At 70.2% G+C, this 25827-nt stretch carries 21 protein-coding genes; 16 read left to right on the forward strand and 5 right to left on the reverse strand.

Annotation, left to right across the window (positions count from 1 at the left end; genetic code table 11):
• Window positions 1-146 precede the first annotated feature (146 nt).
• From BLU84_RS02500 to BLU84_RS02515, 4 genes are all read right to left on the reverse strand, one after another.
• The gene (locus BLU84_RS02500; RefSeq protein WP_074862474.1) at window positions 147-1028 is read right to left on the reverse strand and encodes a DUF2785 domain-containing protein; all 882 of its coding nucleotides are present in this window, start codon (window positions 1026-1028) and stop codon (window positions 147-149) included.
• A gap of 232 nt (window positions 1029-1260) precedes the next feature.
• Complete coding sequence (locus BLU84_RS02505; protein ID WP_074862477.1) at window positions 1261-4026, reverse strand: valine--tRNA ligase; 2766 nt, start codon at window positions 4024-4026, stop codon at window positions 1261-1263.
• A gap of 123 nt (window positions 4027-4149) precedes the next feature.
• The gene (locus BLU84_RS02510) at window positions 4150-4575 is read right to left on the reverse strand and encodes a DNA polymerase III subunit chi (protein WP_074862480.1); all 426 of its coding nucleotides are present in this window, start codon (window positions 4573-4575) and stop codon (window positions 4150-4152) included.
• A gap of 111 nt (window positions 4576-4686) precedes the next feature.
• Window positions 4687-6153 (reverse strand): leucyl aminopeptidase, encoded by a 1467-nt coding sequence (locus BLU84_RS02515; RefSeq protein WP_074862483.1) that lies wholly within the window; start codon window positions 6151-6153, stop codon window positions 4687-4689.
• A gap of 288 nt (window positions 6154-6441) precedes the next feature.
• Here BLU84_RS02515 and lptF point away from each other — a divergent pair, with 288 nt between their 5' ends.
• Window positions 6442-7524, forward strand: coding sequence for an LPS export ABC transporter permease LptF (gene lptF, locus BLU84_RS02520; RefSeq protein WP_074862488.1), 1083 nt, complete (start codon window positions 6442-6444; stop codon window positions 7522-7524).
• Window positions 7521-8621: an LPS export ABC transporter permease LptG gene (gene lptG, locus BLU84_RS02525; RefSeq protein WP_074862491.1), complete on the forward strand. Its 1101-nt coding sequence runs from the start codon at window positions 7521-7523 to the stop codon at window positions 8619-8621. The genes lptF and lptG overlap by 4 nt, the downstream gene beginning before the upstream one ends.
• Window positions 8622-8805: 184 nt before the next feature.
• Here lptG and BLU84_RS02530 read toward each other — a convergent pair whose 3' ends face one another.
• A complete protein-coding gene (locus BLU84_RS02530) occupies window positions 8806-9285 on the reverse strand; it encodes an RDD family protein (RefSeq protein ID WP_074862494.1) in 480 nt (159 codons plus the stop codon).
• A gap of 145 nt (window positions 9286-9430) precedes the next feature.
• Between BLU84_RS02530 and xerD the strand changes: the two genes are divergently transcribed.
• The 14 genes from xerD to BLU84_RS02600 all read left to right on the forward strand — a co-directional run bounded on the left by xerD (window position 9431) and on the right by BLU84_RS02600 (window position 25823).
• Window positions 9431-10375 (forward strand): site-specific tyrosine recombinase XerD, encoded by a 945-nt coding sequence (xerD, locus tag BLU84_RS02535; protein ID WP_074862497.1) that lies wholly within the window; start codon window positions 9431-9433, stop codon window positions 10373-10375.
• 195 nt (window positions 10376-10570) lie between these two features.
• Window positions 10571-11446, forward strand: a complete 876-nt coding sequence (locus tag BLU84_RS02540) for a DsbC family protein (RefSeq protein ID WP_074862500.1) — start codon at window positions 10571-10573, stop codon at window positions 11444-11446.
• A 271-nt stretch (window positions 11447-11717) separates the two neighbouring features.
• Window positions 11718-15773 (forward strand): phosphoribosylformylglycinamidine synthase, encoded by a 4056-nt coding sequence (gene purL, locus BLU84_RS02545; protein WP_074862503.1) that lies wholly within the window; start codon window positions 11718-11720, stop codon window positions 15771-15773.
• 111 nt (window positions 15774-15884) lie between these two features.
• A complete protein-coding gene (locus tag BLU84_RS02550) occupies window positions 15885-16328 on the forward strand; it encodes a hypothetical protein (RefSeq protein ID WP_074862506.1) in 444 nt (147 codons plus the stop codon).
• 381 nt (window positions 16329-16709) lie between these two features.
• A complete protein-coding gene (gspE, locus tag BLU84_RS02555; protein ID WP_074863287.1) occupies window positions 16710-18383 on the forward strand; it encodes a type II secretion system ATPase GspE in 1674 nt (557 codons plus the stop codon).
• Between the two features lie 127 nt (window positions 18384-18510).
• Window positions 18511-19728, forward strand: coding sequence for a type II secretion system protein XpsF (gene xpsF / locus BLU84_RS02560; protein WP_074862509.1), 1218 nt, complete (start codon window positions 18511-18513; stop codon window positions 19726-19728).
• 322 nt (window positions 19729-20050) lie between these two features.
• Entirely contained in the window at window positions 20051-20488 is a 438-nt protein-coding gene (gene gspG / locus BLU84_RS02565) for a type II secretion system major pseudopilin GspG (RefSeq protein ID WP_074863289.1), read from the forward strand.
• Window positions 20489-20500: 12 nt separating this feature from the next.
• Entirely contained in the window at window positions 20501-21052 is a 552-nt protein-coding gene (gene xpsH, locus BLU84_RS02570; protein WP_083382263.1) for a type II secretion system protein XpsH, read from the forward strand.
• A complete protein-coding gene (gene xpsI / locus BLU84_RS02575) occupies window positions 21049-21501 on the forward strand; it encodes a type II secretion system protein XpsI (RefSeq protein ID WP_074862513.1) in 453 nt (150 codons plus the stop codon). Before xpsH ends, xpsI begins: the two co-directional genes overlap by 4 nt.
• A complete protein-coding gene (locus tag BLU84_RS02580; RefSeq protein WP_074862515.1) occupies window positions 21498-22163 on the forward strand; it encodes a prepilin-type N-terminal cleavage/methylation domain-containing protein in 666 nt (221 codons plus the stop codon). Before xpsI ends, BLU84_RS02580 begins: the two co-directional genes overlap by 4 nt.
• 167 nt (window positions 22164-22330) lie before the next feature.
• Window positions 22331-23179 carry a type II secretion system minor pseudopilin gene (locus BLU84_RS02585; protein WP_074862517.1) on the forward strand — a complete coding sequence of 283 codons (849 nt, stop codon included), beginning with the start codon at window positions 22331-22333 and terminating at the stop codon, window positions 23177-23179.
• Window positions 23176-24348: a PilN domain-containing protein gene (locus BLU84_RS02590; RefSeq protein ID WP_083382264.1), complete on the forward strand. Its 1173-nt coding sequence runs from the start codon at window positions 23176-23178 to the stop codon at window positions 24346-24348. Before BLU84_RS02585 ends, BLU84_RS02590 begins: the two co-directional genes overlap by 4 nt.
• The gene (gspM, locus tag BLU84_RS02595) at window positions 24338-25039 is read left to right on the forward strand and encodes a type II secretion system protein GspM (protein WP_233431044.1); all 702 of its coding nucleotides are present in this window, start codon (window positions 24338-24340) and stop codon (window positions 25037-25039) included. Before BLU84_RS02590 ends, gspM begins: the two co-directional genes overlap by 11 nt.
• Window positions 25029-25823, forward strand: a complete 795-nt coding sequence (locus tag BLU84_RS02600) for a hypothetical protein (RefSeq protein WP_074862519.1) — start codon at window positions 25029-25031, stop codon at window positions 25821-25823. The genes gspM and BLU84_RS02600 overlap by 11 nt, the downstream gene beginning before the upstream one ends.
• Window positions 25824-25827: the final 4 nt, after the last annotated feature.

Genomic DNA, 25827 nt, shown 5'->3' on the forward strand with positions numbered 1-25827 from the left:
GACGCGGCGAAACCTACCTATCGTCATTCCCGCGAAGGCGGGCTCTGCTTTACTTCGGCGAAGCCGAACATCCAGGGCTTTATCGCGGCATGATCCTGAAGCCTCTGGATGTTCGGCTTCGCCGCCGCCGCGCCAAACTCCGCGATTCAATCCAGGCGCTTCAACGCCTCCTCGACCGCGGCCCCCAGCGCGCGGATCTGCGCGTCCTCGCTGCGCCCGGCCAGCCAATGCACCTGCAGCAAGAACGCGCGCAGATCGTGGCGGCGGCCCAGCCAGCCGGCGTAATCGCTGCGGTCCAGCGCGCCGACCTTGGCGGCGAGCGCGGTGACCCAGGCCTGCCAACGCTCGGCCGGCCACTGCGCATGCGCGGCGGCGGCCAACAGCGGCCGCGCCAACCGTTCGGGTTCGCCGAACACGTAGGCGTGGCCGGAGGCGGGCACCGCCTGGGTCGCGATCGCGGCGATGAGGCGCTGCTGCTGCGCCGGCTCCAGCGCCGGATTCAGGCTCAGCTGCAACAGCCAGTCGGCGCCGTGGGCGACGCCGTGGCGCCAGCCGTCGCGCGGGTCGTAGCCGCGGTAGTCGCGCACCGATTCCAGGTACGCCGCGGCGCGCTCGACCATCGCCGCGCGCTCGTCGCCGCGCATCCACGGCGCGATGCGGTCGGTGCGCGCGATTTCGGACAAGGCCAGCGCGGCGAACGGCCGGGCGAAGCCGTCGGCGTCGGCGCGGTCGAGCGTGGCGTACAGCGACTCGCGCAGGCTGCGCAGCGTCGTCGGGTCGAAGTCGCCGGCACGCAGCCACTGGCTCAGCGCTTCGAAGGCGATGCCGTCGCGCAGTTCCGGATCGGGATCGGACAGGCAGGCGAGCAGCGCCTGCGCCAGCGCGGGCTTGGCGGCGGTGTCGGGCAGGGCGAACCGCTGCGCTTTGAGTTCGCGCAGCGCCGCGGCGTCGTAGCCGGCGGGCGGGCAGGGTGCGGCGAACAGCGGCGTCGCCAGCAGGCACAGGCTCAGCGGCAGGGCACGGCGCATCGGAAGTCCCCAACGAAAAACGGCGGCCCAGACTAGGCCGCCGTTTTCGTATGCCGCAAGAGCCGCCTGGGTCGCGCCTGGCGACGCAAGCGGCCCTTTCGCACCCAGGCCGGCTTTGGCTCAAGCCGGCTTGCGCTCAGACCCGCTTGCGCTCAGGCCAACGCGTACTCAGTCCGGCTTGAGCCCGGACCAAGCAAGGCTCAGTCCGGCTCGCACCCGCACCAACCAGCGCTCAATCCAGCTTCGCGCGCTGGCTCTTGAGCTCGTCCAGCATCCCGGTCCAATCGACCAGACGCTTGCGCTCCTGCTCGACCACCGCCGCCGGCGCGTTCTGCACGAAGGTGTCGCTGGACAGCTTGGCGCGGGCCTTGGCGATCTCGCTGTCGACGTTCTTGATCGCCTTGTCCAGGCGCACGCGTTCGGCGTCGAGCTTGTCCGCCGGCAGCGGCACCAGCAAGGTCAGCTCGCCGACCACCGCCGGCGCGGCCGGCGGCGCCGAGGCGGCGTCCTCGACGAATTCGATCCGGTCGAGCTTGGTCAGGAACTTGAGCGAGGCGTCGAAGCGCGCGGCGCGTTCGCGGTCGGAGCCGTCGCCCTTGGCCAGCAGCAGCGAGACCTGGTCCGACGGCTTGACGTTGAGCTCGCTGCGCACCTTGCGCAGCGCCGAGACCATCGCCTTGAGCCATTCCACGTCGCCTTCGGCCTGGGCGAAATCGCCCTGCGCTTCGCCGGCGCGCGGATACGGCCGCAGCATCACCGTGGTTTCGGCGATGCCCAGCTTCGGCGCGATCTGCTGCCACAGCTCGTCGGTCACGAACGGAATCAGCGGATGCAGCAGCGACAGCAGGCGCTCGAGCACGTACAGCAGGGTGTGGCGGGTGCTGTCGGCGGCGGCGCGGTCCTCGCCCTGCAGCGCCGGCTTGGCCAGTTCGACGAACCAGTCGCAGTAGGCGTTCCAGGCGAATTCGTACAGGCACTGGGTCAGCAGGTCGAAGCGGTAAGCGGTGAAGTGCTCGGCGGCTTCGGTCGCGGTCTTGTCCAGGCGCGCGAGGATCCAGCGCTCGGCGTCGGTCTTGGGCTGCGGCGCGCCGCTGAAGCTGGCGCCGTCGGTGTTCATCAGCACGAAGCGGGTGGCGTTCCACAGCTTGTTGCAGAAGTTCTTGTAGCCCTCGGCGCGGCCGAGGTCGAACTTGATGTCGCGGCCGTGGGTGGCCAGCGCGGCGATGGTGAAGCGCAGCGCGTCGGCGCCGAAGGCCGGGATGCCTTCGGGGAATTCCTTGCGCGTGGCCTTCTCGATCTTCTCGGCCATCTTCGGCTGCATCAGGCCCGAGGTGCGCTTGGCGACCAGTTCGTCCAGGGTGATGCCGTCGATCAGGTCCAGCGGGTCGAGCACGTTGCCCTTGGACTTGGACATCTTCTGCCCGTCCTTGTCGCGCACCAGGCCGTGGATGTAGACGTCCTTGAACGGCACCTCGCCGGTGAAGTGGTCGGTCAGCATGATCATGCGGGCGACCCAGAAGAAGATGATGTCGAAGCCGGTGACCAACACGCTGCTCGGCAGGTAGCGCTCATAGCCGCGTGCGCCCATCGCCGCTTCGTTCGGCCAGCCCATGGTGCTGAACGGCCACAGGCCGGAGGAGAACCAAGTCTCCAGCACGTCGTTGTCCTGGCGCAGCGCGACGTCGGCGCCGAGCCCAGCGCGCGCGCGCGCGTCGGCTTCGTCGCGGCCCACGTAGGCTTTGCCGGCCTCGTCGTACCACGCCGGAATGCGGTGGCCCCACCACAGCTGGCGGCTGATGCACCAATCCTGGATGTTCTCCATCCAGTGGCGATAGGTGTTGATCCAGTTGCCCGGAACGAAGCGCACCTCGCCCTGCTCGACCAGTGCCAGGCCGCGCGCGGCCAGGCCGTCCATCTTCACGAACCACTGGTCGGTCAGGTACGGCTCGATCACCTGGTTGGTGCGGTCGCCGCGCGGCACCTGCAGCTTGTGGTCCTTGGTTTCGACCAACAGGCCCAGCGCTTCCAGATCGGCGAGCACGGCCTTGCGCGCTTCGAACCGGTCCAGGCCGACGTACTTGGCCGGCGCGTTGTCGTTGACCTTCGCCTCGGGGGTGAAGATGTTGATCAGCGGCAGCTCGTGGCGCTGGCCCACCGCGTAGTCGTTGAAGTCGTGCGCCGGGGTGACCTTGACCACGCCGGTGCCGAACTCGCGGTCGACGTAGGCGTCGGCGATGACCGGAATTTCGCGCTCGCTCAGCGGCAGCTTGACGGTCTTGCCGATCAGGTGCTGATAGCGCTCATCGTCCGGATGGACCATCACCGCGGTGTCGCCGAGCATGGTTTCCGGGCGCGTGGTGGCGACTACGAGCGTGGCGCTGCCGTCGGCGAGCGGGTAGCTGATCGACCACAGGAAGCCGTTCTCTTCCTCGTTGACGACTTCCAGGTCCGAGATCGCGGTCTTCAGCACCGGATCCCAGTTGACCAGGCGCTGGCCGCGGTAGATCAGGCCTTGCTCGTGCATGCGCACGAAGGCCTCGACCACCGCGGTGGAGGCGATCGGATCCATCGTGAACACCGAGCGCGACCAGTCGCCCGACGCGCCCAGGCGGCGCATCTGCCGCTCGATCACGCCGCCGGAATGCTGCTTCCACTCCCACACCTTCTCGATGAAGCCCTCGCGGCCCAGGCCGTCGCGGGTCAGGCCTTCCTGGCCGAGGTTGCGCGCCACCACCATCTCGGTGGCGATGCCGGCGTGGTCGGTGCCCATCTGCCACAGCGCGTCGCAGCCGAGCATGCGGTGATAGCGGATCAGCGCGTCCTGCAGGGTGTGCTGGAACGCGTGGCCCATGTGCAGGGTGCCGGTGACGTTCGGCGGCGGCAGCAGGATGGTGTAGGCCGGGCCCTCGCCGCGCGGCTTGAATACGCCGCTGCTTTCCCACTGTTCGTACAGGCGGGCTTCGAACTGTTTGGGATCGTAGCTGGAGTCGAGGGACATAGGTCGGGGATCGGAATTGAGGAATAGGAAAACGGGTGGTGCGTCTGCCGGAACATGGGGGCGATGCGGGCGCAGCGAAACCGGCCCCGCCGGTCGCCTGTTCCCGAGCGCCCGGTCCCGGCGTTACATATCGTGCTTGTTGAGCTGCAGGCCGCGCGCCTGATACTGCTTCCAGCGCTCGCGCAGCGGGCCGCGCGCGCTGTCGTCGGCGGGCACCACTTCCAGCACGCGCTCGAAGCCGTCGGCCACCGCCGCGTCGCGCAGGTTGATCACCAACGGACGCAGCGCGGTATCGCTGTCGGGCGCGGCGATCAGCACTTCGGCCTCGTCCTCGTCCTCATCCAGGCCGGCGATCTGGTGCGGGATGTAGGCGTCCTCGCCCATGTCCCAGAGCAGGTCGTCGAGCTGCTCGGCCTGCTCGGCGCTGCGCGCCAGGATCAGGGTCGGCAGATTGGCGGCGTGGGCCTTGCGCGCCAGCTCGCAGACCAACCGCAGCGGTTCTTCTTTGAAGCGCGGCGATTGGATGAGATAGAAGTCGGCGCGGGCCATGACGTTGGGAACCGGAAGTGAGGGGGAATAAGGGGAACGGGGAGCGGGGTGAGGAATGCGACCGCCATTGCCCGCGCCCCCGGTTTCCCTTTAGTCCCTAGCGCGATCGCATCAACCGCGCTCGAGCAGCCACTGCGACAGCAGGCCGACCGGTCGGCCGGTGGCCAGGCCGCGCTTGCCTTCTTCGTTGGAGACGCCGGCGATGTCCAGATGCGCCCAGCGCTGGCCTTCGGTGAAGCGGGCCAGGAAGCAGCCGGCGGTGATCGCGCCGGCCCAGCGGCCGCCGATGTTGTAGACGTCGGCGAAGGTCGATTCGAGCTGGGTCTGGTATTCGTCCCACAGCGGCAGGCGCCAGGCGCGGTCGAACACCTGCTCGCCGGCGCCGAGCAGCTCGGCGGCGAGGTCGTCGTCCTTGCTCATCAGGCCGCTGGCGAACTTGCCCAGGGCGACCACGCAGGCGCCGGTGAGGGTGGCCACGTCGAGCAGGGCCTGCGGCTCGAAACGCTGCGCATAGGTCAGCGCGTCGCACAGGATCAGGCGGCCCTCGGCGTCGGTGTTGCCGACTTCGATGGTCTTGCCGGACATGCTGGTGAGCACGTCGGACGGGCGGTAGGCGTCGGCGTCGGGCATGTTCTCCACCGCCGGCACGATCACCACCAGGTTGATCGGCAACTGCATGCCGACCGCCGACACGAACGCGCCCAGCACCGAGGCCGCGCCGCACATGTCGAACTTCATCTCCTCGATGCCGCCCTGGACCTTGAGGTTGATGCCGCCGGTGTCGAAGGTGATGCCCTTGCCGACCAGCACATAGGGCTTGGCGTCGCCGCCGTTGTTGTACTTCAGCACGATCAGCTTGGGCGGATTGGCCGAGCCGCGCGCCACCGCGAGCAGCGAGCCCATGCCCAGTTCCTGCATCTGCGCGCGGTCGAGCACGTCGCACTCGGTGTTGGCGAAGCGGCCTGCGAATTCGGTCGCCTGCTGGGCCAGGTAGGCCGGGTTGCAGACGTTCGGCGGCAGGTTGCCGAGCTCGCGCGCGAACTGCACGCCGGCGGCGATGGCCTGGCCCTGGGCCAGCGCGGCGGCGTCGGAGCCGCTGATCGAGAGCTTGCGCAGGCCGGGCTCGTCCTTCTTCTTGCCGAGCGTGGCGGTGTAGCGGTAGCAGGCGTGGTCGGCGGCGATGGCGGCCTGGCGGATCGCCCAGGCGGCGTCGCGGCCGGCCACGGGCTCTTCGCTGAGGGTCAGCAGCGCGTGCGCGACCGGGCCGGCCTTGAGCGCGCGGGCCGCATCGCCCACCGCCTTGAGGTACTGGGCCACGCCGAACTTGCCCGGCTCGCCCAGGCCCACCACCAGCACGCGCGGCGAAGCCACGCCGCGCACGTCGTGCAGCAGCGCGGTCTTGCCGGTCTTGCCGCTGATGTCGCCGCGCTCCAGCAGCACGGTCAGGCGGCCGCCGCTGGCTTCATCCAGCGTTCGCGCAGCAGCGGTCAGGGTCTTGTCGGCGAAGGCGCCTACCACGACGCAATCGGTTTGGGCGGCGGCCGCAGCGTCGCGGTTCAGGTCGAATTCGAGGGTCATCCAACAGATTCCCGAGCAGATAGGTAGGTGAGTACGTACAATCGTCCGGCTGTGCCGGGGCCGATCCTGAGAACGCATGCCCTGCGGGCGGAACGCGGAACCGGCGGAAGGCCGGCGACGCGGAGTGCGGAAGGAATCGCGACCGGGGCCAGGCCCGCCTGAGTATTCCGGAGCCGGATCCGACCGGCCTCCGGGCGACGAGGGCAGGCCCGCCGTCGAACGAACTCCCGAGTTTAAAGCAAGCCCGCCCGATGCCGAAGCCCATTCCGAAGCGCGCCCTCACGCCTCATGCAGAAGCTTGACCGATACCTGACCGGCGAATTCGCCCAGGCGATCTTCGCCACCCTGGTGGTGTTGCTGATCGTCTGCGTCGGCGGCGCGTTCACCGATGTGCTCGAAGACATCGCCAAGGGCAAGGTGCCGGCCGGGCTGATGCTGATCCAGCTGGGCCTGGTCCTTATCAAGTGGCTGCCGCTGATCCTGCCGCTGGCGCTGATGCTGGGCCTGATGCTGGGCATGGGCCGGCTGTACCGCGATTCGGAGATGCCGGTGATCGCCTCGGTCGGCGTCGGCCCGCGCCGGCTGCTCAAGCCGCTGCTGCTGGTGGCCGGGCCGATCGTGCTGGTGGTCGGCGCCTGCTCGCTGTGGCTGGGCCCCTGGGCCGACCGCTCCTCGCGCGAAATGATCAACGAGGCCAACCGCAGCCTGGTGGTGGCGGGCCTGGAGCCGGGCGCCTTCACCGGCCTGCCCAACGGTGGCGGGGTGATCTACGTCGGCGGCATGTCCAACGACGGCAAGAGCTTCGATCGGGTCTTCATCTACCGCAACAAGCCCGACCGGCGCGACATCACCACCTCCAAGACCGGGCGCTTGACCGTCGACGCCAGCGGCGAGCGCTACCTGACCCTGGACGACGGCTTCGAGGTCGAAGGCCCGGCCAACGGCGACCTCAACTACCGGCTGATGCGCTACAAGCGCAACGACGTGCTGCTGCCGGCCAACGAGGATCGCTACGATCCGAAATCGCCGGAAATGCTGACCACCCTGCAACTGGTCGGCGATCCGCGCCCGGAAGCCTGGGCCCAGCTCAACTACCGCCTGACCCCGCCGCTGCTGGCGCTGGCCTTCGCCCTGCTGGCGATCCCGCTGGCGCGCAGCACCCCGCGCCAGGCCCGCTACGGCAGCATGCTGATCGGCTTCCTGGCCTACCTGATCGGTTTCAACTTCATGATGATGGGCACCGGCTGGCTCGAGGACGGCAAGATTCCGAGCCTGCTCGGCCTGTGGTGGCTGAGCGTGCCGCTGCTGGCGGTGGCGCTGTGGATGTATTTGCGCGACGGCAGCCTGGGCCGGCGGAGGGCGGCGGCATGAAGCCGTTCCCGAAGATCCACGACATCTACGTCGGCCGGGTGGTGCTGAGCACCGTGCTGCTGACCTGGTCGGTGCTGCTGGGCCTGGATTTCATGCTCAGCTTCGTCGGCGAGTTCGGCGACATCGGCAAGGGCCGCTACGGGATCATGCAGGCGCTGGCCTACATGGCCCTGACCGTGCCGCGCCGCGCCTACGCGCTGTTCCCCTACGCCTCGGTGGTGGGTTCGCTGATGGCGCTGGGCCAGTTGGCCTCGACCTCGGAGCTGACCGTGCTGCGCGCGGTCGGCCTGTCGCGGCGCCGGCTCAGCCTGGCGGTGGCCGGCGCGCTGACCCTGCTGACCCTGGCGATGGTGATCAACGGCGAGACCCTGGCGCCGGAGGCCCAGCGCCGCGCCGAAGGCCTCAAGACCGCGGCCAAGTCCAACAACCAGGTGGTGGCCGAGTACTCCGGCCTGTGGGCGCGCGAGGGCGATGTGATCCTCGCCGCCAGCCAGGGCCAGGAGCGCAGCCAGGGCGCCGACCGCTGGCTGGAGCTGCGCAACGTCAACCTCTACCAGTTCGGCGCCGACGGCCGGCTGGCCTCGATCGCGGTGGCCGGCGTCGCCGAGCACCGCCCCGGCGGCTGGCTGCTGCGCGACGTCACCCGCACCACCTTCCACGAGAAATCGGCCGAGAAGAAGCACGTCGCCGAAGAGCGCTGGCAGTCCAAGCTCGACAGCTCGGCGCTGATGAGCGGCACCAACCGGCCGCGCTATCTCAGCGCCGCGGCCCTGCACAAGGCGATCGAAGACCGCCAGCGCAACCAGCTCGACGCGGCCGAATTCGAAGCCCACTACTGGGGGCGCTGGTTCTATCCGCTCAACGTGCTGGCGCTGTGCCTGGCCGCGGTGCCGTTCGCGTTCGGCAGCCTGCGCAGCGGCGGCATGAGCAAGCGCTTGTTCATCGGCATCGTGTTCGCGCTGATGTTCTGGCTGCTGCAGAACCAGTTCGTCGAACTGGCCAAGGTGTTCCGCTTCGACTTCCGCCTGGCCTATCTGATGCCGACGGTGGTGATGCTGTCGGTGTCGGCGTTCTTGTTCCGACGACGGTCGGGCTAGCCGCTTTCTGCAGGCAGCTGCCTGTAGGAGCGGCGCGAGCCGCGACCGCGCCGCTTCGCCGGCCGGCGCGACTCCGGTTCCCGCGCAACGACGGATATCGCGGCTTGCGCCGCCGCTGAGGTTTCGCGGTCGCGGCTTGCGCCGCTCCTACAGGGGGCGGCCGGGAGCGCTGGCTGCGGTTCGGTCAAGGTTTGAGCTTGGGCTTGCGCACGGTGCGCGTGCCGCTGGCGCGGTCGTGCCAGGTCAGCCGGTCGCGGTCGAACCACGCCCACCAGAAGCCCAGGCCGCCGAGCAGCAGCGATAAGGTGCCGACGGCGTAGCGCAGCCACAGCGTCTTGCCGTCCGGTACGCCGCCGTCGGCGCCGACCACGTACAAGCGCCACGGCCGCATGCCCAGGGTCTGCCCGCCGCGGCGCCAGCTCAGCGTGGCGTAGCCGCCGGCGACCAGCCAGCACAGCGCCCATTCGACGAACCACCACGCGGTCAGCGGGCGGATGTTTTCATGGGTGTCGTGCCCGGCGAGGGTGAACGACACCACCATGACCGCGCCGATCAGCATCCACAGCGCCAGCACCGGCAGGAAGTCGTACAGCAGCGAGAGCAGGCGCCAGCCGATCAGGGCGGTGGGGCGGTCGGGCGGTGCGGCGATGGCGGGTTCGGTCATCGCGGCAGGATAAAGGCAGGAGATAGCGAATAGGAGTTAGGAGATAGCAAGAGCAACAGACGCCGGCGTCCTGCTCTTGCTATCTCCTAACTCCTATTCGCTACCTCCTGTTATCCGCTATGTCCTGTTGTTCTAAGCTCCCACCATGACCGCAACCCCCGCCGACCGCCGCACCCTGGCCATGGCCTTGCCGCCGCTGGAAACGGCCGACGCCGATGCGATCGCAGCGTTTCTCGACGCGATCTGGGCCGAAAGCGGCCTGGCCCAGCAAACGCTGCACAGCTACCGCCGCGACCTGGAAGGGCTGGCGCGCTGGCGCGACGGCCGCGGCCTGGCCGGCGCGGACCGCGCGGCCTTGTTCGACTATCTGGCCTGGCGCACCCGCGAGGGTTATTCGCCGCGCAGCAACGCGCGCCTGCTGTCGGCATTGCGCGCGTTCTACGCCTTCCGCCTGCGCCGCGGCCTGCGCCGCGACGACCCGACCGCGCTGCTGGCGCCGCCGAAGCTGCCGCGCTCGTTGCCCAAGGCGCTGGCCGAAAGCCAGATCGACGCGCTGCTGGCCGCGCCCGACGCCGACACGCCGCTGGGGCTGCGCGACCGCGCCATGCTCGAACTGATGTACGCCTGCGGCCTGCGCGTGAGCGAACTGGTGCACCTACCGGCGACCGCGATCAACCTGCGCCAGGGCGTGCTGCGGGTGATGGGCAAGGGCAGCAAGGAGCGGCTGGTGCCGCTGGGCGAGGAAGCGCAGCACTGGCTCGAGCGCTATCTGGCCCAGGCCCGGCCGAAGCTGGCCGGCAAGCGCGCGCTGGCGCCGTTGTTCATCGAGGCCAGCGGCGAGGCGCCGAGCCGGCAGGCGTTCTGGCACCTGGTCAAGCGCTACGCCGCCGTGGCCGGCATCGATCCGGCGCGGATCAGCCCGCACGGCCTGCGCCACAGCTTCGCCACCCACCTGCTCAACCGCGGCGCCGACCTGCGCGCGCTGCAGCTGCTGCTCGGCCACAGCTCGCTGTCGACCACCCAGATCTACACCCTGGTCGCGCGCGAGCAGCTCAAGCGCCTGCACGCCAAGCACCATCCGCGCGGCTAGGGCGGCCCGGCGGCCCGGACTGCGGTCCGCGACGGCGATCGGCAATCCGCGACCGGCGTCCGCCGCCGGCCCCGCGCCGGCGTGACCCGGGTCGCGGAACACGAACTGCAAACCCCGCCCGTGCCACAATCGGCCGAACCTATTGTCCCCCGGGCGGTCCAACGCCCATTCGCTCCCGCCAAGGATTCTTTGCAGATGAAGCGCATCCTCTTCGCCGTGCTCGGCGCCATCAGCCTGTCCGCCTGTGCCCAGACGCCGCCGGGCGCCGCCGCGGCCGCCAAGGCCGATCCGGTCAAGCCGGCCGCCGAGGCCGCCGCCGGCACCGCTCCCAAGGTCGCCGCAGGCAGCGCCGATGCGCGCGCGGTCGAGGCGGTGCGCACGCTCAATCCCAAGGTCAACATCGACAAGGTCGGCGCCGCGCCGATGCCGGGCTTCCGCGAAGCCCTGGTCCAGGGCCAGGTGGTGTACGTCAGCGACGACGGCCGCTACCTGTTCCTGCCCGGCTCCGGCGGCGCCCTGTTCGACACCCAGGCCAAGCGCAACCTGATGGAAGATACCCTGGCCGGCATGCGCCGCGACCTGCTCAAGACCATCCCGGCCAGCGAGCGCATCGTGTTCGCCCCGGCCAATCCCAAGCACACCGTCACCGTGTTCACCGACGTGGAATGCGGCTACTGCCGCAAGCTGCACAGCGAGATCGCCGAGTACAACCGCCAGGGCATCGCGGTGGAGTACCTGGCCTTCCCGCGCATGGGCATCGGCAGCGAGGACTACAAGAAGATGGTCTCGGTGTGGTGCGCGGCCGACCGCCGCAAGGCCCTGACCGACGCCAAGTCCGACCACGGCAACGTCTCGTCCAAGCAGTGCAAGAACACGGTCGAGCAGCAATACGAAATCGGCCAGCGCGCCGGCCTGACCGGCACCCCGATGATCCTCAACGCCGACGGCGTCCAGCTCGGCGGCTACGTCCCGCCGGCGCAGCTGCGCGAGGCGCTGGACAAGCTGGCGGCCGAGTCCAAGACCGCGGCCAAGCCGACCGCGGCGGTCGCGACCCCGGTCGGCGGCCTCTAAACCCGCCCCGTCCGTCCCCCGAAAGGCCCGCCCCGCGGGCCTTTCGGCGTTTTCGGGCGGGTGAACCGCATGGGCCCCCTGTAGGAGCGGCGCAAGCCGCGACCGCGCCCTTTCGGCTTCCGCGCCAGTCCCGATGGGCCCGCGTCGCGCCAGAACCGAGCCGTCCGCCGGCCGGCGTGGCGGCGCGGTCGCGGCTCGCGCCGCTCCTACAGGGGGCGGCCGCGACCACCGGCAGCATTGGGCCCCGAGCCGCGCCGGCCCTTCGGGTACAATGACGGGCCCTGCGTTGCACGGTTCTTCGGACATGATCGTCCTCGAGGGCCCCTCGGCCCTGTCTTCGTTCCGCCGCGAGCGGCTGCAAGCCCGCCTGTCCGCCCTCCATCCCGCCGTCCGCCTGCTCGATGCCTGGCCCGTGTACTGGGTCGAGCCCGAGCCCGGCCGCACGCCCGACGACGCCACCCTGCGCCGCATCCTGCAGGCCGAAGCCAGCGAAGCGCCGCGTGAGAGCGGGGCGGTGTCGCGTTATGCGACACCGCGCCTGGGCACGCTGTCGCCGTGGGCCAGCAAGGCCACCGAGCTGCTGCGCGGCGCCGGCCAGCCGGTCAAGCGGGTCGAGCGCGGCCTGCGCTACGACCTCAGCGGCTGGCCCGACGACGCCCCGACCCAGGGCGCGCTGGCCAAGGTCCTGCACGACCCGATGACCCAGTCGCTGCTCGACACCCGCGACGACGCGGCCGCGTTGTTCGCGGTGCCGGCGCGCGGCGAACTCGAGCGCATCGCCCTGGACGAGCTGGAAGCGGCCAACGCCCGCCTCGGCCTGGCCCTGGCCGAGGACGAGATCGCCTACCTGCGCGAGCGCTACGCTGCGCTCGGCCGCGCGCCCGCCGACGTCGAACTGATGATGTTCGCCCAGGCCAACTCCGAGCACTGCCGGCACAAGATCTTCAACGCCTCCTGGACGCTCGACGGCCGCGACCAGCCGCAGTCGCTGTTCAAGATGATCAAGCACACCCACGCGCAGACGCCGGAGAACACGCTCTCGGCGTACAGCGACAACGCCGCGGTGGTGGAAGGCTATCCCGCGCGCCGGTTCCGCCCGCAGCCGGGCAGCCAGGCCTACGCCGCCGAGGCGCAGGTCGATTCGGCGTTCTGCATCAAGGTCGAAACCCACAACCACCCGACCGCGATCGCGCCGTTCCCCGGCGCGAGCACCGGCAACGGCGGCGAAATCCGCGACGAAGGCGCGACCGGCCGCGGCGGCCGGCCCAAGGCCGGCCTGTGCGGTTTCAGCGTCTCGCACCTGCGCATTCCGACCCTGCCGCAGCCGTGGGAAGGCGAACGCGCGCTCAACCCGCGCATGGCCCCGGCGCTGGAGATCATGCTCGACGGCCCGATCGGCGCGGCGGCGTTCAACAACGAGTTCGGCCGGCCCAACCTCAACGGCTATTTCCGCAGCTTCGAGCTCGATCAAGGCGCGATCGTCCGCGCCTACGACAAGCCGATCATGCTCGCCGGCGGCCTGGGCGCGATCGACCGCGTGCAGGTGGCCAAGCTCGGCCTCAAGCCCGGGCATGCGGTGATCGTGCTCGGCGGCCCGGCGATGCTGATCGGCCTGGGCGGCGGCGCCGCCAGTTCGGTCGCGTCCGGCGACAGCGACGAATCGCTCGACTTCGCCAGCGTGCAGCGCGACAACCCGGAAATGGAGCGGCGCTGCCAGGAAGTGATCGATCGCTGCGTCGCGCTCGGCGCGGCCAACCCGATCGACAGCGCCCACGACGTCGGCGCCGGCGGCCTGTCCAACGCGATTCCCGAACTGCTGCACGACTCCAGCCTCGGCGGCGTGATCGATCTGGCGCGCGTGCCCAGCGACGATCCCTCGCTGTCGCCGATGCAGCTGTGGTGCAACGAATCGCAGGAACGCTACGTGCTCGGCCTGCCGGCCGACCGCGTGGCCGACTTCGCCGCGATCTGCGAACGCGAGCGCTGCCCGTTCGCGGTGGTCGGCTATGCCACCGCCGAGGAGCGCCTGGTCGTCGGTTATGGCGCCACCGTCGAATCGGTTTACGGCCGCGCTGCTTCGCCCAGCGACGAAGCGGCTGGCGCCACCGGCCCGCAGGCAGAGCCTGCGGGCGTTCGCGGTGGCGCGGACCAGTGGTCCGCAAGCGCCACCGCTCACCCCATCGACCTGCCGATGGACGTGCTGTTCGGCAAGCCGCCGAAGATGCACCGCGACACCCGCCACCCCGCGCAAGCGCCGTGGCCGGAGCTGGACTGGAGCGGCCTGGACTTGCGCGAAGCCGGCCTGCGCGTGCTCGCCCATCCGACCGTGGCGGCGAAGAATTTCCTCATCACCATCGGCGACCGCACCGTCGGCGGCCTGGTCGCGCGCGACCAGATGGTCGGCCCGTGGCAGCTGCCGGTGGCCGATTGCGCGATCACCTTCAGCGGCTTCGACGGCTATGTCGGCGAAGCGATGGCGATCGGCGAACGCACCCCGCTGGCCCTGCTCGACGCGGCCGCGGCCGCGCGCATGGCGGTGGGCGAGGCGATCACCAACCTGTGCGCGGCGCCGGTGGAATCGCTCAACCGGATCAAGCTGTCGGCGAACTGGATGGCTGCGGCCTCGCACCCCGGCGAAGACGCGTTGCTGTTCGACGCGGTCAAGGCCGTGGGCATGGAGCTGTGTCCGGAACTCGAACTCAGCATCCCGGTCGGCAAGGATTCCTTGTCGATGCAGGCGCAGTGGGGCTCGGGCGACAGCGCGAGCAAGTCGGTGTCGCCGGTGTCGCTGATCGTCAGCGCGTTCGCGCCGGTGGTCGACGTGCGCCAGCAACTCACCCCGCTGCTGTCGCGCGAAGCCGACACCGAGTTGTGGCTGATCGGCCTGGGCGCCGGCAAGCAGCGCCTGGGCGGTTCGGTGCTGGCGCAGGTGCATCCGCAGGCCGGCGCCGAAAACGGTCTGCCGGCGTTCGCCGGCACCCCCGCCGACGGCGCGCGCTACGGCGCCGGCGTGCCCGACCTCGACAGCCCGCAGCGCCTGCGCGATTTCTTCGAACTGATCCGCGACGCGCGCGAAGCCGGCCTGCTGCTGGCCTATCACGACCGCAGCGACGGCGGCGCCTTCGCCGCGCTGGCGGAAATGGCGTTCTGCTCGCGCCTGGGCCTGGACATCAGCCTCGACGGCTGGGGCGAGGATCCGTTCCGCACCTTGTTCAACGAAGAACTGGGCGCGATCGTGCAGATCCACGACGAAGACCGCGCGGTGTTCGCCGACCTGGTCGCGCGCCACGGCTTGATCGACTGCGCCCAGCGCATCGCCAAGCCGACCACGGCGCCGTCGGTGCGGGTGCGCGACGAGGGCAAGATCATCGTCGAATGGCGCTGGGACGAGCTGTTCGACGCGTGGTGGTCGACCAGCCACGCGCTGCAGAAGCTGCGCGACAACCCCGATTGCGCCGACGAGGAGCGCGCGCTCGCGCGCGACTTCGCCGCGCCCGGGCTCAAGCCCAAGCTCGGCTTCGACCCGAACGAAGACATCGCCGCGCCGTTCGTCAACACCGGCGCGCGGCCGAAGGTGGCGATCCTGCGCGAGCAGGGCGTCAACGGCCAGATCGAAATGGCCGCCGCGTTCGACCAGGCCGGCTTCGAAGCCTTCGACGTGCACATGAGCGACCTGATCTCGGGCCGCTTCGACCTCGCCGAGTTCAAGGGCTTCGCCGCCTGCGGCGGCTTCAGCTACGGCGACGTGCTCGGCGCGGGCCGCGGCTGGGCCACCAGCATCCTGGAACGTAGCGCGCTGCGCGAAGCCTTCGCCGCGTTCTTCGCGCGCGAGGACAGCTTCTCGCTGGGCGTGTGCAACGGCTGCCAGATGCTGGCCCAGCTCAAGCCGATCATCCCCGGCGCCGAGCACTGGCCGGTGTTCCTGCGCAACCGCAGCGAACAGTTCGAAGCACGCCTGGGGCTGCTGGAAGTGGTCGAATCGCCGTCGCTGTTCCTGCGCGGCATGGCCGGCTCGCGCCTCCCGGTCGCGATCGCCCACGGCGAAGGCCGCGCCAGCTTCGCCGACAACCTCGACCAGAGCGCGGCCGACATCGCGCTGCGCTACATCGACGGCGAAGGCCGCGTGGCCGAGCGCTACCCGCTCAACCCCAACGGCTCGCCCGACGGCATCGCCGGCCTGAGCAGCCGCGACGGCCGCGCCACGATCATGATGCCGCACCCCGAACGCACCCTGCGCGCAGCCAACTTCAGCTGGGCGCCGAAGGACTGGGCGGGGGATTCGCCGTGGCTGCGGATGTTCCGCAACGCGCGGGTCTGGGTGGGCTGACGCGGCGGCCGCCGACCCGGCAACGACGAACGAACGGGCGTCCGCGAGGGCGCCCGTTCGTTTTTGCTAAGGTTCGCCGGATGCGAAGCGGCGGGAGCGGCCGTGATCGTTTTGGATTATTACGACGGTCCGTTGAAGGGATTCGCACAAGCGGCCTTCGGCGCCGATTGCTGTTACTTCGAGATCGTGGCCTGGAGCCGTTGGGACGATCGCCGGCTGTTTTCGGTGGTTCCCATCGAATCCGACGAATTCGCCCGCATCGCCGATGCGCCGGCTATCGCCCGAGGCGACGGTTCGCCCGTGCGCGGGCTATCGCGATGGCGTTTCGCCGACCGAGTGACCGCGGTCGCGATGGACGCGCTGCTGCGCCGCTGCGCCGAGCAGGCCCGTTCGCCCGCGTTCGTATGCCTGACGACGGGCGGGGTCGTCGATTCCGCGATCCGCATGGACACCGACGAAGCCATGCGCAGACGCATCGGCGAAGCCCTGTCCAGCGGCCGGATATCCGACCTGCGCGACTGGCGCGACGTCGTCAGTCCCCCGGCCGCGCGATGAGCCGACGGCCGGCGTCGCCTCGGTGCGACTGCCGAGGCAGCCACAACCGCTCATGGCCGGCAAGCCGTCACCCGTAGCGACGGCCGAAAGAAATGTGACCAGGGCTTTAAATCCGCCGCGGTCATTTTCGTTCTCGCCTGCTGAAACGCGGATGGATTAACTTTTCTGTTTGTCCGGACGCGGTTGCGCCGGTCTTTTCGCGCTCTCGCCGGCACTGGCAAAGACCGCGATCGAAACTGCTAAAGTCAGGGACCACTCGCGGGCTCGCGAGAATGTGATACGCAGGAGCGCGATGTGAATGCCGTAGCCCACAGTACCGATGCGCACGCCGGCCCCGAGGCGGGCACCGCCGACGACGGCCAGGCCGCCGTCGATGCGCGCATCGTCGACGCCCTGCTGGCCAAGGGCCGGCTCAAGGACACGGACCTGATCCGCGCCCGGCGCCTGCAGGAGGAAACCGGTGGCAGCCTGTTGGCGCTGCTGGCCCGGCTCGGGCTGGTGTCCGAGCGCGACCACGCCGAAACCGTCGCGGCGGTGCTGGGGCTGCCCCTGGTCAGCGTCAAGGACGCGCCGGAGCTGCCGCCCGAGGGCGTCAGCCTGACCCCGAAGTTCATGAAGCAGTTCGCGCTGTGCCCGGTGGCCGAGAGCGATAGCCACGTCGATGTGCTGATGGCCGATCCGCAGGACGCCTACCAGCTCGACGCGCTGCGCCTGGCCAGCGGCGGCCGCCAGATCCGCCCGGCGGTGGCGCTGCGCGCCGAGGTCGGCGACCTGGTCGAGCGCTGGTTCGGCCAGGGCCGCAGCGCGATGGGCGCGATCGTGGAGACCGCCGAAGGCGAGGGCAGCGGCGACCTCGACGACGTCGAGCACCTGCGCGACCTGGCCTCGGAAGCGCCGGTGATCCGGCTGGTGAACCTGGTGATCCAGCGCGCGGTCGAGCTGCGCGCTTCCGACATCCATATCGAACCGTTCGAAAACCGGCTCAAGGTGCGCTACCGCATCGACGGCGTGCTGGCCGAGGGCGAGAGCCCGCCGGCCAACCTCACCGCCGCGGTGATCAGCCGCATCAAGATCATGGCCAAGCTCAACATCGCCGAGCGCCGCCTGCCGCAGGACGGCCGCATCATGCTGCGGGTGCAGGGCAAGGAGCTCGACCTGCGCGTGAGCACGGTACCGACCGCGCACGGCGAGTCGGTGGTGATGCGACTGCTCGACCGCGAAACGGTAGTGTTCGACTTCTACAAGCTCGGCTTCACCGACGAGTTCCTGCCGCAGTTCCAGAAGGTGCTCGACCAGCCGCACGGGATCATGCTGGTGACCGGCCCGACCGGCTCGGGCAAGACCACCACGCTGTACACCGCGCTGAGCAAGCTCAACACCAGCGACGTCAAGATCATCACCGTCGAGGACCCGGTCGAATACCAGATCGAGGGCATCAACCAGATCCAGGCCAAGCCGCAGATCGGCCTGGATTTCGCCCACGCCCTGCGTTCGATCGTGCGCCAGGACCCGGACATCATCATGATCGGCGAAATGCGCGACCTGGAGACGTGCAAGATCGCGATCCAGTCGGCGCTGACCGGTCACTTGGTGCTCAGCACGCTGCACACCAACAACGCCGCCGGCGGCATCACCCGTCTGCTCGACATGGGCGTGGAAGACTATCTGCTGACCTCGACCATCAACGGCATCCTGGCCCAGCGCCTGGTGCGTCGATTGGAACCGACCCACGCGGAGAAATACCCCGCCTCGCCGGAGGAAATCGAGAAGTTCAGCCTGCGCCGCTATCAGCCCGAAGGCGAGATCTATCTGTACCGTCCGCGTCCGTCGGCGGCCGCGCCCAGCGGTTATCACGGGCGCACCACGATCATGGAATTCCTGGTCATGAACGACGAACTGCGCCGCGCGGTGATGCGTCATGCCGGCATGGGCGAGATCGAACAGATCGCGCGCGAGACCGCGAGCATGCGCACCATGTACGAGGACGGCATCGTCAAGGCGATGGCCGGGCTGACCACGATCGAGGAAGTGCTGCGGGTGACCGAGGATGCGTAAGGCGCAGCGGAACAACGGGCAACGCGGAACAGGCCAGGGCGAGCGCGTCGCGTTCTTGCGGAACTACCTTGGCCTGCGCTGCATCCATTTCCTGTCGCCCATTCCCTGATCCCCGCGCCCACATCTCATGCCCCTCTTCCACTACAAAGCCCTCAACGCCCGCGGCGAGCTGCTCGACGGCCAGATGGAAGCCGCCAGCGGCGCCGAGGTCGTGCAGCGCCTGCAGGAACAGGGGCATCTGCCGGTGGAGGCCAAGCTGGCCTCGGAGGCGGGCGCGGGTTCGAGCTGGCGCGGGCTGTTCAAGCCCAAGCCGTTCACCGGCGCGCGCCTGGTCCAGTTCACCCAGCAGCTGTCGACCCTGCTGGGCGCCGGCCAGCCGCTCGACCGCGCGCTGACCATCCTGCTCGACCTGCCCGAGGACGAAGCGGCCAAGAGCACGGTCGCCGACATCCGCGACGCGGTGCGCGGCGGCACCTCGCTGTCGGTGGCGCTGGAGCGCCAGCACGGCACGTTCTCGCGCCTGTACATCAACATGGTCCGCGCCGGCGAGGCCGGCGGCAACCTGCACGAAACCCTGGCGCGGCTCGACGATTACCTCGAACGCACCCGCCAGTTGCAGGGCCGGGTCATCAACGCGCTGATCTATCCGGCGATCCTGCTGCTGATGGTCGGCGGCAGCCTGTTGTTCCTGCTCGGCTACGTGGTGCCGCAGTTCGGCGCGATGTACGAAAGCCTCGACGCGCAGCTGCCGTTCTTCACCCAGATGGTGCTGTGGGCCGGCACCTTCGTGCGCGAGTGGTGGATCGTGCTGATCGCGGTGCCGGCGCTGGCCGGGCTGTGGTTCGACCGCAAGCGCCGCGATCCGGCATTCCGCGAGGCGCTCGACGACTGGCTGCTCAAGCGCAAGTTCGTCGGCCCGCTGATCGGCAAGATCGAGACCGCGCGGCTGGCGCGCACCCTCGGCACCCTGGTGCGCAACGGCGTGCCGCTGATGACCGCGATCGGCATCGGCCGCAACGTGCTCAACAACCGCGTGCTCGCCGCCGACGTCGATGCGGCCGCCGAAGAGGTCAAGAACGGCGTGGCGCTCTCGACCGCGCTGGCCAAGGGCAAGCGCTTCCCGCGCCTGGCGGTGCAGATGATCCAGGTCGGCGAGGAGTCCGGCGCGCTCGACGCGATGCTGATGAAGACCGCCGAGACCTTCGAGCAGGACACCGGCATGGCCCTGGACCGCATGCTCGCCGCGCTGGTGCCGGTGGTGACGGTGGTCCTGGCCGGCATCGTCGGCACGGTGGTGATGGCGGTGCTGCTGCCGCTGTACGACCTCACCAACCAGATCGGCTGAGCATGGCCGCCCGCGCGTCGTCCGCCTTGCCCGAGCTTGCGCCGGCCCGCGAACGCGGATTTGCCGCGCTGCATCACGTCTGCGCGCCTGTTCATGCGCGCGGCTTGAACGCAGCCTGTACCGATGGCCGGACGCGGCGAACTTTGCAAATCGGCGCGGAACAGAATCCTTGCGACCCGGTCCGCGTTCGCGAGACGTTCACACGCGAAGCTGGACGCGCCGCCCGCCGCGGGCGGCCGTTCCGGCGCCGCGGTCTTTCCCTTTCCATGCGACTGCAACCCAGGCAGTGCGCCACTGCCGCCAACAACGGATGACGACGACGATGCGCAACCTCCGCTCCATGACCCGCTCCCCGTCCCCGGCCCGCCAGCAGCAGGGCATGAGCCTGATCGAGATCATCATCGTGATCGTGCTGATCGGCGCGGTGCTGGCCTTCGTCGGCAACCGCGTGCTCGGCGGCAAGGACCGCGGCGACTACAACCTCGCCAAGGGCCAGATCCAGACGCTCTCGGGCAAGGTCGATTCGTTCCAGATGGATACCGGCCGCCTGCCCGGCACGCTCGACGAACTGGTCAAGCAGCCGGCGGACGCCAGCGGCTGGCTCGGCCCGTACGCCAAGGAAGCCGAGCTGAAGGATCCGTGGGGCCACCCGATCGAATACCGCCAGCCGGGCGAGAGCGGTCCGTACGACCTGGTCAGCTACGGCAAGGACGGCAAGCCGGGCGGTAGCAGCGTCGACGGCGACATCAAGAACAACTGAGCGCCGCGATAGATGCTCGCCGCGCGGCACAGTCCCTCCGCCCGCGGAGGGCGTCGGGGACCGGCCGCGAATGCGGTCGGCGCGTCCGCGCGCCGCACGGCGCCGCGCGGCGCGCTGCGCCAGCGCGGCCTGTCCTTGCTGGAAATGCTGCTGGTGATCGCGCTGATCGGCGCCATCGGCGTGCTCACCGTGGCCGCGCTCAACGGCGGCATCGCCGGCATGCAGTTGCGCACCGCGTCCAAGCAGGTCGCCGCGCAACTGCGCTACACCCGCAGCCAGGCCATCGCCAGCGGCCGTTCGCAGAAGTTCACCATCGACCCCAGCGCGCACACCTGGCGCGCGCCGAACGGGCGCAGCGGCGATATTCCCAAGTCGGTCGGCATCGTCTTCACCGGCGCGCGCGAAGTGCAGCCGCGCCGCGGCGAGGGCGCGATCGTGTTCTTCCCCGACGGCGCCTCCACCGGCGGCCGGGTCAAGCTGCACGCCAAGCAGGCGGCGTGGAACGTCGACGTCGCCTGGCTCACCGGCGAAGTCAAACTCAAGCGCGGCGAGGCGCCGCGATGAGCGCGCGCGCTGTGCGTCCGCCGCCGCGCCGCGCCAACCAGCGCGGCTACACCTTGCTCGAAGTGATCGTCGCCTTCGCCCTGCTGGCGGCGGCGCTGACCTTGCTGCTGGGCTCGCTGTCCGGCGCGGCCAAGCAGGTGCGCTGGTCGGCCGACGCCGGCCGCGCCGCGCTGTACGCGCAATCGCTGATGGACCAGGTCGGGGTCGGCCAGCCGATCTCGCCGGGCCAGCGCAGCGGCGAGTTCGAGAACGGCCGCTACCGCTGGACGCTCGGCATCGCGCAGTGGCGCGACACCCAACTGCCGCCGTCCAACCAACCGATCGACCCCAACGCCATGCGCCTGTTCGAAGTGCAGCTGGCGGTGGAGTGGGGCGAGGGCGGCGCCAGCCGCCGCTTGCTGTTGCGCAGCCTGCGCAGCAGCAACGCCGGCAACGAGATGCAGTTGTGAGCCGCCGCGTCGCGCCGCCGCGCGCCTCGCGCGGCTTCACCCTGATCGAAGTGCTGCTGGCGATGGTGTTGCTGGTGGCCGGGCTGGCGCTGGCGTTCGCCACATTGTCGGCGGCGACCAAGACCGCCACCCGCGGCGAAGTGTTGGCCCAGCGCAGCGAACGCGAGCGCGCGGTCGAGAACTTCCTGCGCCGGCGCATCGCCGCGACCCGGCCGGTGCCGTTCGCGTTCGATCCCAGCACCGCGGTGCCGCAGCGCTTCGTCGGCGAGCCCGACCGCCTGCGCTTCGTCGCCGACCTGCCCGACTACCTGGGCCAGGGCGGCCCGTACCTGCACGATTTCGCCATCGAAGCCGACGGCGACCAGACCCGGATCGTGTTGCAGCTGTCGATGGTGCTGGCCGGCGAGACGATCAAGGACGAGCGGCCGCGGCCGCCGGAGGTGCTGGTGGATGGCCTGAAGTCGGCGCGCTTTCGTTATCGCAGCATGGACCCGCAGCGTGGCCAGCTCGGCGAGTGGCAGGAACGCTGGCAGCAGCCGGAACAACTGCCGATGCTGGTGGAAGTCACCCTGACCGACCGCGATGGGCGGGCGTGGCCGCCGCTGGTGGTGTCGTTGCCGTTGGCGACCGCCAGCGGTGGCGGATTCGTGCCGGAGCTGTGATGGGGACTGGTCTGGGGGAATCGGGAGTCAGGTTCGCGGGCGCTGCTGGAGCGCTGGCGCGGACCGTTCGTGTTCGCGGGGCGGGTGGGGCGGTACGGCGGCTCGGACATCGCGATGGTGCTTTTGTCGGACCTTCAAGAACCCGCGGTGCGGCGCTTCTGTTGGTGATGTGGTTGATCGCCCTGCTGACCGCGCTGATCGGCGCCTTCGCCCTCAGCGCGCGCACCGAAAACCTGCAAGGTCGGGTGCAGGTGCGCGGGCTGGTCGCGCAGAACGCCGCGCGCGCCGGGGTCGAGTACGCGCTGACCCGGGTCGGCAGCAGCGACCAGAAACTGCAGTGGCTGCCCGACGGGCGCCCGAACCGCTGGCGCTACGGCGAGGCGCAGCTGGAGATCAAGATCGTCGACGAGAACGGCAAGGTCGACCTCAACCAGGCCGACATGCAATTGCTGACCGGGCTGCTGCAGAGCGCCGGAAAACTCGAACAATCCGAAGCGGCGAGACTGGCCGGCGCGATCATCGACTGGCGCGACGCCGACACGCTGAGCCAGCCGGCCGGCGGCGCCGAAGACGCCGATTACTCCTCGGCCGGGCGCCCTTACGGTGCCAAGGATGCGGAATTCGAAAGCGTCGCCGAACTCGAACAGGTGCTGGGCTTCACCCCCGAGCTGTATGCGCGGATCGAGCCCCTGGTCACGGTTTACAGCGGACGCACTCGCCCCGAGCAGGCCTTCGCCGCCAAGGAAGTGCTCGATGCTATGGGGTTGAACGGCGCCGACTTGGTACGTCAACGAGAAAGAAACCAGCCGGGGTCACAATTGCAAGGTGCCGGAGCGGACGGCGTCGGCGGCGGTCTCGTCGGCGAACGCAGCGGCACCTATAGTATCGAGAGCCGTGCACGGCTGACGGATGGCCGCGAATCGGTGTTGCGGGTGGTCGTGCGAGCGGGAGGGGGAGCGGTGCCGGGAATGCCTTATACCCCGCTGCGTTGGGAGGAGGGAGCTTCAACACGATGAACTCGCAAGTAGCCGAAGGCCGGTTGGCCGCCAACCGGTTGCGCAGTCTGAGCGCGCGCCTGGCGCCGGGCGCGGGCGGCTTTTTCTCTTGGTGGGGCCGCACGCTGGCCTCGTGGCTGCCGCTGCGCACGCGCCAGGCCCTGGGCGTGGACCGCGGCCGGCTGCTGCTGCAGGTCGACGGCGGCCAGGTCCGCCTGCGCCTGCAACAGGCCGAGCAGGTGCAGGAACTGGCCGTGCTGCCGGACCTGTCGAGCTGGAACGACGAGACCAAGGCCGAACCCGCCGACCCGCTGGCGCCGCTGCTGCCGCCGCGCGTGGCCGAGCTGCCGCGCTGGCTGCTGCTGCCGCCGGCGGCGAGCCTGCGCCGCCGCCTGGCCCTGCCGGCCGCCGCCGCCGATCGCCTGCGCGACGTGGTCGGCTTCGAGATCGACCGCCAGACCCCGTTCACCGCCGACGCGGTCGCCTTCGACGCGCGCGTGCTCGCGCGCCGCGACGGCGACGGCCAGATCGACGCCGAACTGGTCGCGGTGCCGCGCCAGTCGCTGGATCCGCAACTGCAGGCGATCGGCCCGCTGGCCGCGACCCTGGCCGGCATCGAAGTGGCCGGCGCCGACGGCGTCCCGCTCGGCGTCAACCTGCTGCCGCCGGCGCAGCGGCGCACCCGCAGCGACCCGTTCCGCTACTGGAACCTGGCCCTGGCCGCGGTCGCGCTGCTGGCCCTGGCCGCGGCGATGTGGCAGGTGCTCGACAACCGCCGCGCCGCGATCAAGGACCTGCAGCAGACCATCGCCCGCAACGCCAACGCCGCACGCCAGGCCGCGACCCAGCGCCAGGAGCTGGTCGACCTGATCGAAGGCCAGGCCTTCCTCGACCGCACCCGCGCCGCGCGCCCGAGCACCGTGCAGATCATCGACGAACTGAGCCGGCGCATGCCCGACACCACGTACCTGGAAAAGCTGGCGATCGAAGACGAGAGCCTGCTGATGATCGGCCTGAGCCGCGAGGCCTCCTCGCTGATCGGCAAGCTGCAGGGCACGCCGCTGTGGCGCTCGCCGGCGCTGACCGGCGCGGTCCAGCCCGATCCGGCCACCGGCCGCGACCGCTTCACCCTGACCGCCGAGATCGGCGCGCCCAAGGCGCAGAACGCGGAGGGCGCGCGTGGCCCTTAACGTGACCGGCAACCGCCTGCGCCAGCTCGGCGCCGACCGCGAACGCTGGCTGGCCCTGGGCCTGCTGGTCGCCGCGCTCGGTATCGCCTACGCGGTGCTGATCCACCCGTGGTGGACGGTGCCGATGCTGGAGGCCGACGACAGCCTGCGCGGCCTGCAGGAACGCGAACTGCGCCAGCGCATGGAACTGCAGCAGGCGCCGCAGGTGCGCAACCTGCTGCAGCGCGTGCGCGAGCAGCAGTCCAGCCGTCCCGGCTTCCTGTCCGAGGCCACCGCCGAGCTGGCCACCGCCGGCCTGGTCCAGCGCCTGGAAACCGTGGTGCTGCAAGCCAGTCCGGGCAACCGCAGCTGCGGCATCGTCAACCGCTCGCCGCTGGCCGAACCGCGCCGCGGCGACCGCTATGCGCGCGTGGTGGTGCAGGTGCGCCTGCGCTGCGGCGCGCCGGAAACCGCGGCGGTGCTGCATTCGCTGGAAAGCGGATCGCCGCGCTTGTTCGTCGGCAACCTCAACCTGCTGTCCACACGCGGCTATTTCGTGCCCGGCAGCGCCGGCCCGGCCAACGACGGCGGCCTGGACGTGAGCTTCGACCTGTACGGCTACCTGCGCCCCAACCCCGCCGCGCCGGCCGCGGCCAACGCGCGCGGCGGCAACGCCAATGCCAACGCCGGCGGAGGTGCCGATGCGCCTTGACGATGCCAGCCCGCGGACCTGGTTGCTGGCCACCGCGGCCGGCTGGGCGCTGCTGACCTGGGTGCTGGCGCTGGCCGGCATGGGCCGTCACGTCGACGCCCTGCCGCCCGACCCGACCCTGGTCAAGCCGCTGCCGCAGGCGCGCAAGAGCCCGCCCGACGCGCTCGGCCCGCTGAGCCAGTACGGCGAGATCGCCGCGCGCCCGTTGTTCGTCGACGACCGCCGGCCCAAGCCGTTCTTCATGCAGGGCAAGGGCGAAGGCGAGAACCAGCAGGCCGCGTTCGATTACCTGCTGACCAGCGTGCTGATCACCCCGCAGCTGTCGATGGCGATCCTGCAGCCGGCCGACGGCAGCGAATCGGTGCCGGTCAAGCTCGGCGAGGTGCCCGAGTCGCATCCGTCCTGGCGCCTGAGCTCGCTGGAGCCGCGCCGCGCGGTGTTCGAAGGCCCCGAGGGCCGGCGCGAACTGGACCTGCGCGTGTTCAACGGCCAGGGCGGGCAGCCGCCGACCGCGGTCGCCGGGCCGCAACCGCAGCCGCAACCGGGCGGACGGCCGATGCCGGTGCCGATGCCCGCGCCGAACCGGCCGGTGCCGCAGCCGCAACAGGCGAACGTGCCGCCGCCGCCGCCGCCGCAACCCACGCCCGCGCCGCAGGGCGCCGACGCCACCGCCGCACCGCTGACCGAACAAGCCCAGATGGAAGCCATCCGTAAGCGCATCGAAGCGCGACGCGCGCAATTGCGGCAGCAGCAAGCCGCCCAACCCCCGGCCAACTCGCCTTGAGACT

This window comes from Lysobacter enzymogenes, assembly GCF_900106525.1.
GTDB classification, from domain to species: domain Bacteria; phylum Pseudomonadota; class Gammaproteobacteria; order Xanthomonadales; family Xanthomonadaceae; genus Lysobacter; species Lysobacter enzymogenes.

Excerpts from the sequence above, each read along its gene's own strand:
- xerD (WP_074862497.1), top strand. The coding sequence starts at position 9,431 with ATGACCGCAACCCCCGCCGACCGCCGCACCCTGGCCATGGCCTTGCCG.
- lptF (WP_074862488.1), top strand. The coding sequence starts at position 6,442 with ATGCAGAAGCTTGACCGATACCTGACCGGCGAATTCGCCCAGGCGATC.
- BLU84_RS02540 (WP_074862500.1), top strand. The coding sequence starts at position 10,571 with ATGAAGCGCATCCTCTTCGCCGTGCTCGGCGCCATCAGCCTGTCCGCC.
- BLU84_RS02590 (WP_083382264.1), top strand. The coding sequence starts at position 23,176 with ATGAACTCGCAAGTAGCCGAAGGCCGGTTGGCCGCCAACCGGTTGCGC.
- BLU84_RS02515 (WP_074862483.1), bottom strand. The coding sequence starts at position 6,153 with ATGACCCTCGAATTCGACCTGAACCGCGACGCTGCGGCCGCCGCCCAA.
- xpsI (WP_074862513.1), top strand. The coding sequence starts at position 21,049 with ATGAGCGCGCGCGCTGTGCGTCCGCCGCCGCGCCGCGCCAACCAGCGC.
- gspG (WP_074863289.1), top strand. The coding sequence starts at position 20,051 with ATGCGCAACCTCCGCTCCATGACCCGCTCCCCGTCCCCGGCCCGCCAG.
- BLU84_RS02505 (WP_074862477.1), bottom strand. The coding sequence starts at position 4,026 with ATGTCCCTCGACTCCAGCTACGATCCCAAACAGTTCGAAGCCCGCCTG.
- BLU84_RS02500 (WP_074862474.1), bottom strand. The coding sequence starts at position 1,028 with ATGCGCCGTGCCCTGCCGCTGAGCCTGTGCCTGCTGGCGACGCCGCTG.
- BLU84_RS02585 (WP_074862517.1), top strand. The coding sequence starts at position 22,331 with ATGTGGTTGATCGCCCTGCTGACCGCGCTGATCGGCGCCTTCGCCCTC.
- BLU84_RS02530 (WP_074862494.1), bottom strand. The coding sequence starts at position 9,285 with ATGACCGAACCCGCCATCGCCGCACCGCCCGACCGCCCCACCGCCCTG.
- lptG (WP_074862491.1), top strand. The coding sequence starts at position 7,521 with ATGAAGCCGTTCCCGAAGATCCACGACATCTACGTCGGCCGGGTGGTG.
- xpsH (WP_083382263.1), top strand. The coding sequence starts at position 20,501 with ATGCTCGCCGCGCGGCACAGTCCCTCCGCCCGCGGAGGGCGTCGGGGA.
- BLU84_RS02510 (WP_074862480.1), bottom strand. The coding sequence starts at position 4,575 with ATGGCCCGCGCCGACTTCTATCTCATCCAATCGCCGCGCTTCAAAGAA.
- xpsF (WP_074862509.1), top strand. The coding sequence starts at position 18,511 with ATGCCCCTCTTCCACTACAAAGCCCTCAACGCCCGCGGCGAGCTGCTC.
- purL (WP_074862503.1), top strand. The coding sequence starts at position 11,718 with ATGACGGGCCCTGCGTTGCACGGTTCTTCGGACATGATCGTCCTCGAG.
- BLU84_RS02600 (WP_074862519.1), top strand. The coding sequence starts at position 25,029 with ATGCGCCTTGACGATGCCAGCCCGCGGACCTGGTTGCTGGCCACCGCG.